At 51.9% G+C, this 14,468-nt stretch carries 14 protein-coding genes; 6 read left to right on the top strand and 8 right to left on the bottom strand.

Features of this window, described 5'->3' with window-relative positions; translation table 11 throughout:
• The first annotated feature begins 68 nt into the window (after window positions 1–68).
• The 6 genes from IPL32_00360 (at window position 69) to IPL32_00335 (ending at window position 4,915) form a co-directional block, all read left to right on the top strand.
• Complete coding sequence (locus IPL32_00360; protein MBK8464257.1) at window positions 69–713, top strand: Crp/Fnr family transcriptional regulator; 645 nt, start codon at window positions 69–71, stop codon at window positions 711–713.
• A gap of 88 nt (window positions 714–801) precedes the next feature.
• Entirely contained in the window at window positions 802–1,182 is a 381-nt protein-coding gene (locus tag IPL32_00355; GenBank protein MBK8464256.1) for a hypothetical protein, read from the top strand.
• A 230-nt stretch (window positions 1,183–1,412) separates the two neighbouring features.
• Complete coding sequence (locus IPL32_00350) at window positions 1,413–1,817, top strand: hypothetical protein (protein MBK8464255.1); 405 nt, start codon at window positions 1,413–1,415, stop codon at window positions 1,815–1,817.
• Window positions 1,818–1,933: 116 nt separating this feature from the next.
• The gene (gene ric / locus IPL32_00345; protein MBK8464254.1) at window positions 1,934–2,662 is read left to right on the top strand and encodes an iron-sulfur cluster repair di-iron protein; all 729 of its coding nucleotides are present in this window, start codon (window positions 1,934–1,936) and stop codon (window positions 2,660–2,662) included.
• An 11-nt stretch (window positions 2,663–2,673) separates the two neighbouring features.
• Window positions 2,674–3,504 carry a YwiC-like family protein gene (locus IPL32_00340; protein MBK8464253.1) on the top strand — a complete coding sequence of 277 codons (831 nt, stop codon included), beginning with the start codon at window positions 2,674–2,676 and terminating at the stop codon, window positions 3,502–3,504.
• Between the two features lie 37 nt (window positions 3,505–3,541).
• Window positions 3,542–4,915, top strand: a complete 1,374-nt coding sequence (locus tag IPL32_00335) for an aspartate aminotransferase family protein (protein ID MBK8464252.1) — start codon at window positions 3,542–3,544, stop codon at window positions 4,913–4,915.
• Window positions 4,916–4,969: 54 nt separating this feature from the next.
• On the opposite strand, the gene IPL32_00330 is transcribed toward IPL32_00335, so the two are convergent.
• From IPL32_00330 to IPL32_00295, 8 genes are all read right to left on the bottom strand, one after another.
• Entirely contained in the window at window positions 4,970–6,520 is a 1,551-nt protein-coding gene (locus tag IPL32_00330; GenBank protein MBK8464251.1) for a DUF4070 domain-containing protein, read from the bottom strand.
• 255 nt (window positions 6,521–6,775) lie between these two features.
• A complete protein-coding gene (locus IPL32_00325; GenBank protein MBK8464250.1) occupies window positions 6,776–7,423 on the bottom strand; it encodes a molecular chaperone TorD family protein in 648 nt (215 codons plus the stop codon).
• Window positions 7,424–7,436: 13 nt separating this feature from the next.
• Window positions 7,437–7,910, bottom strand: a complete 474-nt coding sequence (locus IPL32_00320; GenBank protein ID MBK8464249.1) for a hemerythrin domain-containing protein — start codon at window positions 7,908–7,910, stop codon at window positions 7,437–7,439.
• A 12-nt stretch (window positions 7,911–7,922) separates the two neighbouring features.
• Window positions 7,923–8,765: a hypothetical protein gene (locus tag IPL32_00315; GenBank protein MBK8464248.1), complete on the bottom strand. Its 843-nt coding sequence runs from the start codon at window positions 8,763–8,765 to the stop codon at window positions 7,923–7,925.
• An 11-nt stretch (window positions 8,766–8,776) separates the two neighbouring features.
• A complete protein-coding gene (locus tag IPL32_00310) occupies window positions 8,777–9,919 on the bottom strand; it encodes a dehydrogenase (GenBank protein ID MBK8464247.1) in 1,143 nt (380 codons plus the stop codon).
• Window positions 9,920–9,996: 77 nt separating this feature from the next.
• Window positions 9,997–10,434: a hypothetical protein gene (locus IPL32_00305; GenBank protein MBK8464246.1), complete on the bottom strand. Its 438-nt coding sequence runs from the start codon at window positions 10,432–10,434 to the stop codon at window positions 9,997–9,999.
• Window positions 10,435–10,491: 57 nt separating this feature from the next.
• The gene (locus IPL32_00300) at window positions 10,492–11,004 is read right to left on the bottom strand and encodes a hypothetical protein (GenBank protein MBK8464245.1); all 513 of its coding nucleotides are present in this window, start codon (window positions 11,002–11,004) and stop codon (window positions 10,492–10,494) included.
• 8 nt (window positions 11,005–11,012) lie between these two features.
• The gene (locus tag IPL32_00295) at window positions 11,013–14,450 is read right to left on the bottom strand and encodes a molybdopterin-dependent oxidoreductase (protein ID MBK8464244.1); all 3,438 of its coding nucleotides are present in this window, start codon (window positions 14,448–14,450) and stop codon (window positions 11,013–11,015) included.
• Between the last annotated feature and the right edge of the window lie 18 nt (window positions 14,451–14,468).

The raw sequence follows: 14,468 nt of genomic DNA, 5'->3' as shown, positions 1-14,468 counted from the left end.
CGATTTATGATTTGGCTCATGAAATGTAACTATTGTTTTGGGAATCGCTGGGGGGGCTTCATACGTTCATGAGTCAAATATCCGACCATTTTAGTGCCGAGCTAACAGAAGGTCTCTTTGCTATTGGACGCAGACGTTCGTTCGGTGGCGGCGAGCACGTTTTTTTCGAGGGTGATCAGGCCACATTTTTACCGATCATATTGGCTGGAAAGATCAAAATGGTTCGCTATCCTGAGGCGGGTAAGGAGATCATCATTGGCACGTTTCAGGCTGGCGAGATTTTTGCAATTCCGCCGGCGATGGATGGAAAGCGATTTCCCGCAACAGCCGTCGCAATCGAGAACAGCTCGCTTCTAATGGTCCCGCGGGGTGAGTTTCTCGCCTTAATGGAGTCATCGTCGGAATTTTCGTCCCTGGTGCTTAACCGAATGTGTGGCATTCTCCGTGACCGTGCCGATACCGTTCAGATTTTGGCCACGCCATCCGCCGAGCAGCGTGTTGCGAGCATCATTTTGAGGCTTACGGGTGAAATGAATGCCGGCGAAGTTAAGAAGATCACCCATCGACGGCAAGATATAGCTGAGATGGCAGGGCTTTCGCTCGAGACCACGATCCGGACTATCCGAAAGCTCGCGGAAAAGGGATATCTGAAAATAGTTGGCGGAAGAATATTCGTCGAAACGACTGATCACCTTCGTACTCTTGTCCGTTAGGCCTTGTAAAAAGGTGATCTGGATCATATTTGGTTGAGCCGTGTCCTGCTAAGTTCCTTAGTGCAAGACTTGTGTTGAGAATTGGATCATGAAACTTCGAATTAGAGAAAACACTCTTCGTTTTCGGTTGGGCCGCTCCGAAGTCGAAACTTTTGATCAAACAGGAGCCATAGGGGACAATGTGCGGTTTGGGCTAGGAAAAAACGACTTTGGCTACGTGCTCGAAAAGACGCCCGACAGTAATTTTTCGGCCTCTTTTGCGGACGGGATAATCGTGGTTCGCGTACCTGCCTCCGATGCCAATACCTGGGCCAGTTCCGACGAGGTTAGCCTTGCCGGAACCTATCTAGCGGACGAACATACTGAAATAAGAATATTGATCGAAAAGGACTTTGTTTGTCTAAATGCCCACAACGACGAAGACCAGTCTGACCGCTATCCCCACCCCAAAGGCGACGCCGCATGCTAAGCCCAATGATACGACGATTTGGGGTTACAACAGCATTTTTCCCGGTCCGACCATAAAGGCCCGGCGATTGTCCGAATTGTGTTGTTGCTAGCGAGCTTGATTAGCTTTTGCCCGCTTTACGCGCGGTTTCGGATTTCAACCAGAGGGAAATAATCTGATCGGCTAATCGAGTATTTTTTACTGTCTGAATCTTAATAAAGTTTCGGAGACAGGGTGGAGGTTTGTCAAAAATGAAGAAAATTTTGTTTTTAACTGTAATTTTAGGGGTTGTTTTGATGATTTTTACGGTCATCGGTTTTAGTGTCAATAGTCAGGAAAGAAATATGCAAAAGTTGAATTTACAAACTAAAATCGGCGACGGCAAAGATAAAGAGGTTACGCCGCTTTTTGATGGTGAACGCCGAAAAATCGTCCAAATTACGCTACGCAATAAGGCGGTTTTAGATGCTCATAAAGCCGCCGAACCGATTACGATTCAATGTATTGCGGGCGAAGGCAAACTTATTGTCGGTCAAGAAAAAAAAGAAGTAGATCTGCAAAAGGGAGTGCTTGTTACGATTGAGCCGAATGTGGTTCACGAAATTAGGGCAACGCCGAAAGTATCAATCTTATTAACTAAATTTAAGGATAAATGAAGAAGCAAACGCCATGCGGAGAGCTGTTATAAGTTTTGGAACATGACCGAGATCATATTTCCCCCTGTAAACATCCGCGACAATTATGCTGGAGTATACATTTGGAGGATGAATTAATGATCAGTGTTCAAGGTAAGACAGTTCGCGAAATAGCACTTGAGATGCCGTTGACGACCCGCGTCTTTGAGGAATTCAAGATCGACTATTGTTGTCATGGAGACACGCCGTTCGACGACGCCTGTCGAAACGTCGGGGCGAGTCCGGAGACAGTAAAGGAGCAGATCGATGGCGTTCTGGATGGATCAACAAATAGTGATCAAGAATCGTTCTCCAAAATGGACTTGAGCGATCTCGTCGATCATATTTTGGATAAACATCACGTCTATACACGCGACGAAATGAGCCATTTGACACCGTTGATGGCCAAGGTCGCCAGCCGTCACGGTGATCACAATCCATATCTCCTTGAGTTAAAAGAGCTTTTTCAGGCACTCTGTGATGATCTGGATCCTCACATGGTGAAAGAAGAAATGGTTCTTTTCCCATACATACAAAAACTGGAGCATAGTTATTCGAATCATCTGAACGTTGCGTTTCCGCCATTCGGAACGGTTCAGCATCCGGTAAATATGATGAACATCGAGCATGAAGAAGTCGGGGAACTACTTGTTAAAATGCGTCGAGTTACGAATGACTACACTCTGCCGGCGGAGGCGTGCCCGAGTTTCACCGCCCTGTATCATCGGCTCGGGGAATTTGAGCGTGATCTGCACCAGCATATTCACCTTGAGAACAATCTGCTCTTTCCACGTGCTATCGAACTCGAACAAAAGGCTCGAGCCTAAGTTCGCTCGGAATGAACCAAAGTATGTCGACTGCCGCACCGATAACAGCACCAATTAGAGTTGTTCGAGTGCGGCAAGTCGCTCTTCCGGTCGAACACGGTGGATGGGCATTTTTGCTCGAACCCCTAATTGCCGGTCTGGCGATCGCTTATTCAACCGGAGCTCCCTGGATCGCCTGTCTTACTATCGGTGCGTTTCTCACACGGCAACCGCTAAAGGTGCTGATCGCCGACCGCTTTGGCATGCGGAACAGGGAGCGCGCGTGCCTGGCCTTTCGATTTTTGCTTTGCTACGGTGCGATATTCTCCATTGGGCTTGCTGGTACGCTCCTTTCGGTAGGCGTCCAGTCGCTACTCCCATTTATTTGGATCTTGCCGCTCGCTATTTTTCAAATATACATTGATGCCTCGAGACAAAGCCGCAAGTTAATACCCGAGTTGATGGGAGCAGTCGTTATGTCGGCTTCAATCGCGGCGATCGGACTATCGGCCAATATGCCGGTGGTAGATGCCGCCGCTCTATGGGCGATCTTTGCGTCAAGGTCAATTGCCTCTATCCTGTATGTTCGCGAGCGACTTCGTCTGGAAAAAGGTAAGCAGTATTCCCGGATGATCCCGACACTCGCCCATATCGCGGCTCTTTTTCTGGTATCAATGTTAGCTTTCTATGGCCTTAGTTCGATTTTGACGATTATGGCTATGTCGGTACTGGCTTATCGAGCTATTGCTGGCCTCTCACCGGGTCGGAGTAAAATGAAAGCGATGCAGATCGGCGTTTGGGAGATCATTTACGGCGTGATCGTCGTACTATCGGTCGTGATCGGACATTATTCCGGATTCTGATAAAAAGCTACGTAAGACGGCTCCGATCCCCAAATTTATGCACAACGTTGATATCGATCTTGTCGAGATGTCACTCGATGTCATCAAATACGCGATAGGGCGTATTTCTGATACCGATCCCAAGCTTGGCTTTCCTAAGAAGGCAGAGGAGTTGAAGGCCCTCGTTGGCGAGACGATTTCACCGAGAGGCATCGGCGGCGAGAAGGCATTCGCTCTTTTCAAGGATGTGTTGGTCAAAGCGAGTGTCCCGATCGATCATCCTCGCCATCTTGCGTTTGTCCCCGCATCTCCGACCCGCGCGGCAGTGATGTTCGACCTCGTCACCTCGGCAACCAGCGTTCATGGGGCATTCTGGCTGGAGGGAGCTGGTTGCATTTTTGCCGAGAACCAAGCGATGGAATGGCTGGTCTCATTGACTGGAATGCCCGTCGGAGCTTTTGGTGTTTTTACAAGCGGAGGCACAGAGGCAAATCTTTCCGCAATGGTCACGGCTCGCGAAAATTGGCGAGACCGCGAGGAACGCAATTCTAAAACCCGGGGCATCGTGATCGCCTCGAACGGGGCACATTCGTCGATCAAGGCGATGGCGAAAGTTATCGACGCCGATGTCCTTCTGATCGAAACGGAGAGCCGCCTCGAAGGCTCTCATCTGGCTGAAGCCTTATCGCGGATGTCAGCTAAAGATCGAGGCAGGGTGTTCGCAGTGATCGCAACGGCGGGGACGACCAATGCCGGAATAATTGACGATCTCGCGGGTATCGCAACTATATGTAAATCAGAGAGTATCTGGTTTCACGTAGATGCCGCCTACGGTGGCGGAGCATTGGCGGCGCGCTCAGTGCGGCATCTATTTAACGGGATCGAAGAAGCCGACAGTGTCACGATCGATCCCCACAAGTGGTTATTTTCACCGTACGATTGCGGTGCGATCATATACCGCGACCCGGAACTCGCAAAAAGGGCCCACGCTCAGGAGGGTTCCTACCTCGATATCTTCAGCGACGAAGGTGCACAGGGATTTAATCCGTCGGATTATCAGATACAGCTAACGCGGCGTGTGCGAGGGCTGCCGTTGTGGTTCTCCCTGGCAACGCACGGAACCGATAGATATGAAAAAGCTATCGAACGCGGGATCGAACTTGCTCAGATCGCCGGCCGGTTGATAACAGAATTTGAACACACAGAACTTGTCAGAGAACCAAGCCTATCCTGCGTATTGTACCGTCGTAAAGGATGGGAGGCCGAAGACTACCGCGCGTGGACCTACAAGAATCACAAGTCAGGGTTCGCTCTGGTCGCTCCCACCAAATGGAGAAACCCGGAAGGTCCTGAAACTGTATCGCGATTTTGTTTCATAAATCCCGACACTACCGAACAAGATATCACTGACATTCTGGCAACGATGGCCTAATCGCTCACACACACACACACACTCTCTCTCTCTCTCCGAATTCGCCGAAACCGATCAGTCGGCGAAACTGACTTCGCCGACCAATTGCGTCCCGTCACCCGCAAACCCCGTCAAGGGCACTTTTGCACAGTGTATCTCCGTCACCTTTCTAAAGTGATATCCCATTGCCGCCAGAGCGATCCCGTTTCCTAGACTGCGCGGGGAAAGTCTTACGACTCGGAATAAATACTTCCAGAATCGACGGCGTTCCCGGTCGCGTACGCCGAGTCTCAACACGATTCTGATGAAGGACCTGAGAACGCCGATGACGCTGTCTCGCTGCAATCCTGCCGAACCGTTTCTCACACGCGATAGGCAGTCCAGTGCGCGCTGATAGAATTCCTCCGAACTGTAAATGGTCCTTAAAATGGCTTTGTATCCATCGACTAGGCGTTCCCGATTCATTTTTGGAACAAAATTCAAAGAACAATCCGTATTGTTTCCGCTGCTTTCATGAATAAGCCGGCCTTCGCGCTCCAAACGCTTCCAAAGCTGCGTGTCGGGGAGGGCTGTCAAGAGCCCGACCATTGCAAGCGGAATTGCACTTTCACGGATAAAGTTGATCTGTCGGTCGAAAATATCCTGTGGATCGTTATCGAATCCAACAATAAAACCGGCCATGACCTCGATTCCATAGCTTTGGATCTTTCGAACAGACTCAAGCAGATCGCGTTTTGTGTTCTGAGATTTGTTGGCTTCTTTAAGACTTTCAGCGGCGGGTGTTTCGATGCCGACAAAGACGCGGTGAAAGCCGGCGGCTTGCATCATCTCGAGCAAAGAATCATCTTCGGCTAGATTTACGCTTGCTTCCGTCAAAAAGGAAAATGGAAAATTATGTCGCTCAGACCATTCAATAAGGTCCGGCAGGAATTTTCTAACTTCGCGTTTGTTGCCGATGAAGTTGTCATCGACGATAAACACCGTGCCGCGCCAGCCGGCGACCCGCATGGCCTCCATTTCGGCCAACATCTGTTCGCTTGACTTGGTGCGCGGCGAGCGGCCATAGATCTCGATAATGTCGCAAAACTCACATGAAAACGGACAGCCCCGGGAAAATTGGACATTCATCGAGGAGTACTGGTTTATGTCGATCAAACCGAAATCCGGCACTGGCGTGGATAGAAGGGAGGGCCGCTCGGCTGCTTGATATATGCGCTTTGGCGAGCCGCATTTCAAATCGTCGATAAACTCCGGCAAGGTGGCTTCCGCTTCACCTACGAAAACAAAATCCGCTTCCGGTACGAGATCCGAGCTCGTCGAGACATACGGGCCGCCGACTGCGACTCGCTTGCCAAGTTCTTTGCATAATTTTACAACCCGATCGAGTGATTCCCTCTGGACGATCATCGCGCTGAGAAAGACAATATCCGCCCATTGAATATCGCTCCTGGTTAGCGGCTGGACATTCATATCTACGAGACGCCGTTGCCAATTCTCGGGCAACATGGCGGAAACGGTCAGCAGTCCTAGCGGCGGAAACGCGGCCTTCTTGCCGACAAACGACAGTGCGTGGCGAAAGCTCCAGTAGGTCTCGGGGAAAACAGGATAAACAAATAATACTCTCACGATTAATCAGACCTCCCGCGGAGAGCTGAATACCGATTTAGATACAGCTCTTTTGATTTGAAAACGCCCGGCTTTTCCGTAAGCGTTTTCTCTTCGTAATTCAAATGCTATCAGCTATTTGCGGGGACAGATGTAAGAGTTGTGTAATAGGTAAGGGGAGGGAAAAACGACGAAAGAGCGCGACGAAAGACCGTTCCCCTACAACCATGTCGAACGCGACCGAAACAGTCGTAAGGTTGCGGCATTCCGTTCGAATCATATGGCCGCTCCGCCGCATTCAAATCCAGGCTCGTTCTCTTCGTCGAGCACCGGCAGAAATATTTGCTTCGATTTGTCTTTGTCCGGGCCGACGCGGTCAAAGAGCGCCGCTCCTGCGAGCTTAAGGTAATTTATCCCAGATGCGGCAAGCAACTTAGACAGCCTTTGGGCATATTTTGAAATATGATCGTCGACAAAGGTTACTGACGCCCTGGAAGTTACGTCGGCACTTTCACTATCGCCGTTTTCCAGAGCATAAAATTCTTTCAATCGCAGATACGCGACGAATCCGGTCTCGACCGCAACATGATCAGGCACCTCGCTCGTGGTCGGATTATAAGAGAACGCGTCGTAGAAGCTATTCAATTCCGCCAGCATGTAACCCGGTTGAACCCAGCCGCGATAACTGACCTCGCGACCCGGGGCCGGTCCTCCCGGCCCGAAGATGGAATGAAATAGTCCTTCACTGGCCTCTTTCTGAGCGGCTTTTGCGGCACGTTTCAGTTTCTTGTCTCTAACGGGGTTTGCGAGATCTGCGACCTGCTTTAGCCAGTCATTTGACGGACAATCGAATAGTAGGCTTATCAGCCGCCATTCTGCCGCTTCGGCGAGCAGATCTCTAGTACTGTTTTCCTGGATTTTCATAGTGGACACCTGGTTAGTGCTTTCCTCCGCGAAGTCTTACGCGGTCAAGCATTTCATGCTTCTCTTTATCGGATAGCAGTCCGTCAAGCATTGGATAAAGAAAATCGGCCTCACGCCGGTCGTGATGGCTGCAAAGGCGAAGGTAAAACGCTTCGCGATCCAAAAGCTGAAGCAGTACGCGGTCCAGCTCAGATTCGGCCGGCATTTCGCTTGTCTTTTGTTTGAATAGCTCAATGTACGAACGCATCTTGGCGTGATCGTCATAGAAGAGTTTCGGAGACCCAGCTGCAGGGAAGTCAGCCCGCTCTTCATAAACCGGCAGCAAAATGCTTTCTTCGTCCGCCATATGATTAAGAAGCGTGGACTCGTAGGCAATGAGAATGCGGAGAGCCTTTTCAAAATCAAAATGAAGCAGTGCCCGCTGGTGTTCGAAGAATAATTCGTCGATCACCTTGTGAACCTTCATTAGATCACTAATCACCGCCATAGTTTCTCCCGATCACTTCAATATCAGCGGCACCCAACCGGTCCGCATCTTTCTTGCACCCACCTCGATGTGGGAGCCTTCCCAAACCGCAAACGCGATCTGCGAGGGCGTCGCTGCTGAGAAACCGGTTGGCATCGGCCGCGAGATGACGACGGCCCAACCTTTCGGCGTTTTGACGCCTCTTCCCTTTGAGACAGCGTTCGGGGCAGGCGACAATGTGCTCGGCCCTTCAGCGACCAGGTCTTCGACCGGTTGTTCGCGGGGTCCGGAACGCTTACTTCCGAGTGCTCGTGCCGGAGCGTATCGAGCGGCGGTCTCGGCCTGAGCCTGAGGGTTATTCTCGAGCGGCTTGGCCTCGGCCGGGTAGTGGTCGATCGATGCATTTGGATATATCGCGTTGATATTATCGGCTCGTCCTTCAACGATCGCCTGCCAATCGGCACGCCAGTATGAGATCTCAACGGTCTTCCCGACCTCGCCCATTTGCGGAGCTGGAACATTTGGATCGGCCTTTGAAGGAAGCTGTACCGCACAACCGTCAATGAAATGTCTAGGCCCCGGCATGTCGCTTTGGCTCTCGTCCAGCCATTCGAGCCTGAAAGCAATTTCGCTGCCGTTGGTGATCGCCTTGACCAATACCTCAGACGTCGACGGTTCTAAAAGACGCGGCTCTACGAGATCCTGCAAGATCATTTTCGATGCGTGGAGCGAGACTGCGTCCCAGACGGCCGCATTTGGGTCAAGCGTGATCTCCTTGACCTGGGCTACATTGACCTCGGGCGTCGGGACCTGAACCTTATTGCACGAAGTCGCGAATAAAAGAGCCAAAATAGTGAGCGACGTTACGAATCGCATAAAGAACCTCCTCACGGACAATTGGTGCGCGTGATCTGATATAGCTTGTCGTAGGCCGGTCGAATGTGGACCGGTTCCTTGAACGGTACATTGACCAGCTCTTTTCCATTCTCATCCATCCCGATAGCCTTATCGCCGACACGTTTCCATTTGCGCATTATCGCCTCGGTCGAGCCGAACAGGCCTAATAAACTGGTCAGGTCCGGATCGTTCGGTGCGTTTCGGTAGATCTCGACGGCCTTATCTGTACCCGGGCCGAACATCTGACGGGTAAACGCCGTTGGAACATGGATCGGCGGAATATAGTAAACGTTTGGTTCAAGACCGAACTGAGGGAAGAGCGGCAAGGCAACTTTCTTGATATGAACCAAATAATCGATCGGGTTATCAGCCTCGGCCTTGTCTGGCGTATTGATAAATCCGGCAACACGGATCTTTCCAATGCAGTTGGCGAAACACTGTGGTGACAGCCCTTGTTCGATCTTGGGATAACAGGCGATGCATTTTTCCGATGTCGACGTCATCGGGTTGAAAAACACCTTCTTATACGGACAGCCGCGAACACATTCCTGATAGCCGCGGCAGCGGTTTTGATCGACAAGAACGATGCCGTCCTCGGGCCGCTTGTAGATCGAACCTCGAGGGCACGATGCCAAGCATCCCGGATAAGTGCAGTGATTACAGATACGGGCGAGATAGTAGAACCACGCCATTGCGTGTGGGATCTCGATGCTGGCGCCGTGCTCGATGCCACCGGCACAGTCGTCTTCGCCAACGTTCGGATAGGCGTAGTCCTCATCCTCCGGCCGCCAACCGAGAACGCGTTCGCCGGCAGGTGCTGACTCAAAAATGGTGCTTCCTTTATAAACAGATTGACCATTTTCCTCACCCCAATTTTGCCCATCGAGCAAACTCAGGAGATTAAGGTCCCAAGCAAGCGGATAGGAACCGTAAGGCTTGCTTTCGACGTTGTTCCAGAGCATATACTCCTGCCCCTTGCCCGAAGTCCACGTCGTTTTGCACGCCAGCGTGCAGGTTTGGCACGCGATACATTTATTCGTATCGAAAACGGCGGCAAATTGCTTCTGCGGCCTGCTTTCCGGATACCAATAGGACATTTCTCGTCCGAGCTGCCAGTTATTTACGCGTGCCATATGTTTGTTCTCCGTGTCGTTGGTTCGTCGATAACCTCATTGTTTTTGTTCATCAGTAATTTCGATTCTTAACCTTGCTATTGGGCATTCACCGAGTGAATGGACCTGCCAAGGTACGCTGTTCGAGCCGTGAGGCTGACCGATGCGACCGAGAGCAAAAGGACGATAATGATGAGCCATTGCGTCAGAGCTTTTTTCCGCATCAGGTTGATGAATCCGAAAAAAGCAAAAATACCGTTCGCCTCGATCACTGCAAAGGCGGGAAGTGCTGATGCCCGGTGCCCCTGAATATTTGTCCACACCTGGCCGATCAAGAGTTCAGAACCCTTTCCCGCTGCCTCACCCGTCCCGAAAACAACGAGTGTCAGAATCGCCGTCAAAATCAGGATCCCGAGGCCTATCTTTTGAGCCTTCTCACTCCGCCGTCGTGTTCCATAGATCAGAACAATTGGACCGATAACGGTTCCGGCAAACGGGAAATAGTTGAACAGTAAATGCAGTTTGGTTGCGTCCATTTTAATGTCTAACTTTCGCCCAGAATCTCACTCGAGAGATATTTCATCTTCACTCTTCTAGTCCTTGTCGTCATCGTCGTCCTTTTTGCTTTTTGTCGCCGCAGGATTTTCGTTACCAGGTCCCGCGGTGCCTGATCGAATTTCCGCGTGGCGTATCTGCCCGCCGAGATTTGCGGTCCGAGCCATAAGGCCAAACGTCACGATTGAAAGGACCATTGCCGCAGCGAAGCCAATATTTGCGAATTTCGATTTCCGGAACGACACGAAAAGTCCGATCAGTGCTATACATCCCGTAACTTCCATCCCGATCAGCGCAGGCAGCGCGGCTTCTTCGTGTTCTTCCATGAGAACCTTTGAGACGCCGGCCGATTTTTCAACCCTCTCTTCGGCTGGCTCGCCGGTCAGGAAGACTGCGATTGTCAACAATGCGAGCACGAAGAACATCGCCAAACTCGCACGTTTTAGTAAATCGCTCTTGCTGACGAAACCGAACAGAAGCAGGGCAATACCAATGATGGTCCCAATGACGGGAAAATGATTTAACAGCAAATGCACGTGTAGTAGATCCATATAATCCTCTATTTCTTGCCGATAAAATCTCCGGCGATGTAACGCTTCATTGCATCCGATTCATTTCTAGGCCGGATGCCAAGCTTGGTCGGACGCCATAGCGGTTCGTCACCTATGCCGCCGGGTTCGGCCTTGGTGATCTTGATAAACGACTCACGCGGAGCCCCCGTTGGGCAATGAATGTCGGCGGCAAAACCCTTGCCCATCTCCTGGCCGAACATACCTTTGCGAACCAGCGAATCGGTCATCCAGGTCGGTTTTAGCCAACCACGGGTTGCCGATTGATGCGAGCCGGAGCGAAACATAGCCTGATAGTTCGTCCGTGGATTCTTTGCCAGGCCGTCCTTACGCTCTTGCTGTCCCTGCTGCGAACCGGGCGTCGCGCCGTACATGTTGAACCACATACGCGTCACGCCGCGGGGCGTGCCCGGATAATACCTTGCACGGCAGAGTAGCCGGGCGAATGCATAATTCTTCTTATCCTTTTGCCATCCGCGGAACGGACGATCCTCGGGATCGGCGTCTATCCACACATAATCGCCGTCATTGACACCGAGTTCTTGAGCGTCCGAAGGATTGATATCGACGTATCCCTCGGTGACAAACGGTGAGCGTTTGTCGCGACGATATATATCGCCGAACGGGCCGAATAGCATCGCGTTCATATCCGTGTCGATCGGCGTGGTGTGCGAGCCGTGGCGGAATTTCGGCGTGTGGAATATGAACTTGTAATCGTCCTTGATCAGAGGATGGGCTGTCTGTTTGGCTTCTGCCCAAGTGTAGATGACGTTGCGGCCGCAGCGAGTTTCGCAGCTTAGGTCGTCGCGTTTGACTCCGTAGTCTTCCGGCGTTTTAGGACGCATCGCTTCGTGCGGCGCCGAGATGATTATATTTGGTTCGTAGAATGTCGAATCTACGGGTTCGCGGTGAACGGGCAGATTCTCGCCGGCGTCGATGAACTCGTCCTCTTCGCGATAAAACTCGAGCCTGCCGCTCTTTGTGTACCAAGGCGTGGCGTCGACCAATTGATCGTATCCGACATTTTTCGGCGTTGTGCGACTGTTGATGATCGCCGGTACGCCGTTTATCGCTTTTTCGTGAAGATCACTGAATTTGTAGCCTTTCGTATTTGTCGAATGGTCGAGTATCCGCTGCAGATAGACGTCGGTGCGATCTTCGCGGACAAATTTCCAATAGTCATTGAAACGCTTGTCCCCAGTCAGATCGGCGAGTTTCGACGCGACCGTCGCATAAACCTCGATATCGCCTATCGTATTGAAGATCCGAGGGATCGGAGTTTTTGGGAATACGAGCAGGAACGGGTTTGTGACCGACGCGGTCATGTCCGGATGTTTAAGTTCCGCCCAGGAATCAACGCCGAAAACGACGTCCGCCCATTCGCATGACGTCGACCACCACCACTCGTTGACTGCGATCAATTCGATCTTGGGCAGAGCGTTGACGACCATGTTGTAGTGCCATTTGACGTTACCGAGGATCGAATTTGCATTCGCGAACCAGAGTGATTTCGTCGGGCACGGCATATGGGTCTTGCCGGTCAAAAGCGCGTTGCCAACTCGGAGCGGATGATCCTCGTGATTGTAGTAGTGGGCCGATTCTGCCCTCCAATACTGCTTCGGGCGAGCGGGTTTTGTCTCGTCAAGCTCAATGTCGAATGGATCCTCGTTGATGTATTGCGGTGCTCCGTTAAAAAGAGCCGTGCGGTAGTTTCCGGCGTAGGATCCGACATTGCCGCCGATCTTGCCGACATTTCCGGTGAGGGAGGCGAGCAGGAAAACGTCGCGATCCTTGTTGTCGCTGTTAAAAAACTGGTTCGGGCCCATCCCCAAGGCAAAAAGCGTCGTCCCGGGATCTTGGGCAAAATGCCGGGCCAGTTTCTGAACGGCGGCAGCCGGGGCCCATGTTAGTTCCTCGACCGTCTGCGGCGTGAAATGTGCCGCGTACTCTTTGACGAGATCGAAGACTGGACGACACCTGACCTTGCTTCCGTCCGCCAGGGTTACCTCGACGAAGCCTTCGAGCATTGCGTCCACGGCCTTGGAATTCCTGCCGACATCGTCGCGTGTAAGCGGCTGTGCCGCATTTTTCTTAGCATCCCAGAAAACGTAATCGCCCCATTCAAGCCGGAGCTTTTCAGGCACGACATTCTGCACTGTCTGCTTGATCGGCGGAGGTGCCTTTTCACCATCCTTTACGATAAATGTCTGTTTTAGAACTGCCGGATCGCCGCCGAAAACTTCTGCTGCCTTGAGATATTTGAGCGTGTCCATCCGGACAAGGATCGGCATGTCCGTCCACTGCTGCACATATTCCCTGTCATACAGATTTTCCTGCATGATCACGTTGGCAAAGCCAAGTGCGAGAGCCGGCGTCGTTCCGGGACGGACGACAAGGACATCGTCTCCTTTCGTAGCCGTTGCCGAGTATTCACAGGCGATCACGACGACTCGCGTGCCTTTCATGCGAGCCTCGGTCAGCCAGTGCGCGTCCGGCATCTTCGTCGTGATCCAGTTCATTCCCCAGACGACAACCGTTTTTGCTTGCTCGACCGAGTTGAGATCGAATTCGACCGTCTGCTGGCCTGTGACCATCGTGTGGCCTGGAGGCAGATCGGTATGCCATGAATAATTGTCAAAGCCCTTGGGCCCCATCGCCTTGTCCGGCCCGACTCCGCGAATGTGCGAATCGAGCAATGCGATCGAATTCGCCATTCGGTACATACCGAAAACACGGGTCATGCCAAGCAGCGGCATTCCTCCGCGAAACTTCATGACCTGCGTACCCACACCCTGCGTGGCTTCGATCGTCGCTTCATCGTAATGCTGTTCCTTTAGCTTTCGCTTACCTTCATCGCCGGTGTAGGTTTCGGCGATGTTCTTCAGAGCAGCTGCCACAATTACGGCCCCTTCGTCGTGTGACATTCGCACCCATTCATCGCGAGCACGCTGGAAATATTCTTCGGGTGGACGCCCGTCGGAACCGCGAGGGAATCCGGCCTCGTACCATTTCTTGTAGCCGGCTCGGACCATCGTTCCGTTTACGCGCCGGTCGCCATAGAATCGACGTGTCAAGGCGAGTCCTTTCTGACAAACACGCGGATCCCACCGATGCGAAGTGCCGTTGCCTAATAGGTCGACGGCCTCGCCGTATTTCATTGTCGGGCCGATGCGTGTAATTACACCCTGACGGACATGCGCGTTGAGCAAACAGTTGTGGGTGTCGTTTGGAGCGCAGGTAAAGGTATAACGCGAGTCGTAGGCCCACAGATCGCGATAGACCTTTTCCCAATCACGGTTTGGATACGCGGCCAGGGGATTTGTTATTGCTTCGAGGCCCCAGGCATTTGTTGTTGATGCCACCAGCGCCCCAAATCCGGCTGCAGTGATCCTCGCCATAAATTCGCGTCTTGAGATCTCTTTTTTCATATCATTCCTCGTTTAATG

This window comes from Chloracidobacterium sp., from assembly GCA_016711345.1.
Taxonomy (GTDB): domain Bacteria; phylum Acidobacteriota; class Blastocatellia; order Pyrinomonadales; family Pyrinomonadaceae; genus OLB17.
This window is presented reverse-complemented; position numbering and strand designations above follow the sequence as displayed.

Coding starts and splice junctions, on each gene's coding strand:
- IPL32_00360 (MBK8464257.1), top strand. CDS start 69: ATGAGTCAAATATCCGACCATTTTAGTGCCGAGCTAACAGAAGGTCTC.
- IPL32_00355 (MBK8464256.1), top strand. CDS start 802: ATGAAACTTCGAATTAGAGAAAACACTCTTCGTTTTCGGTTGGGCCGC.
- IPL32_00350 (MBK8464255.1), top strand. CDS start 1,413: ATGAAGAAAATTTTGTTTTTAACTGTAATTTTAGGGGTTGTTTTGATG.
- ric (MBK8464254.1), top strand. CDS start 1,934: ATGATCAGTGTTCAAGGTAAGACAGTTCGCGAAATAGCACTTGAGATG.
- IPL32_00340 (MBK8464253.1), top strand. CDS start 2,674: ATGAACCAAAGTATGTCGACTGCCGCACCGATAACAGCACCAATTAGA.
- IPL32_00335 (MBK8464252.1), top strand. CDS start 3,542: ATGCACAACGTTGATATCGATCTTGTCGAGATGTCACTCGATGTCATC.
- IPL32_00325 (MBK8464250.1), bottom strand. CDS start 7,423: ATGAAAATCCAGGAAAACAGTACTAGAGATCTGCTCGCCGAAGCGGCA.
- IPL32_00320 (MBK8464249.1), bottom strand. CDS start 7,910: ATGGCGGTGATTAGTGATCTAATGAAGGTTCACAAGGTGATCGACGAA.
- IPL32_00315 (MBK8464248.1), bottom strand. CDS start 8,765: ATGCGATTCGTAACGTCGCTCACTATTTTGGCTCTTTTATTCGCGACT.
- IPL32_00310 (MBK8464247.1), bottom strand. CDS start 9,919: ATGGCACGCGTAAATAACTGGCAGCTCGGACGAGAAATGTCCTATTGG.
- IPL32_00305 (MBK8464246.1), bottom strand. CDS start 10,434: ATGGACGCAACCAAACTGCATTTACTGTTCAACTATTTCCCGTTTGCC.
- IPL32_00300 (MBK8464245.1), bottom strand. CDS start 11,004: ATGGATCTACTACACGTGCATTTGCTGTTAAATCATTTTCCCGTCATT.
- IPL32_00295 (MBK8464244.1), bottom strand. CDS start 14,450: ATGAAAAAAGAGATCTCAAGACGCGAATTTATGGCGAGGATCACTGCA.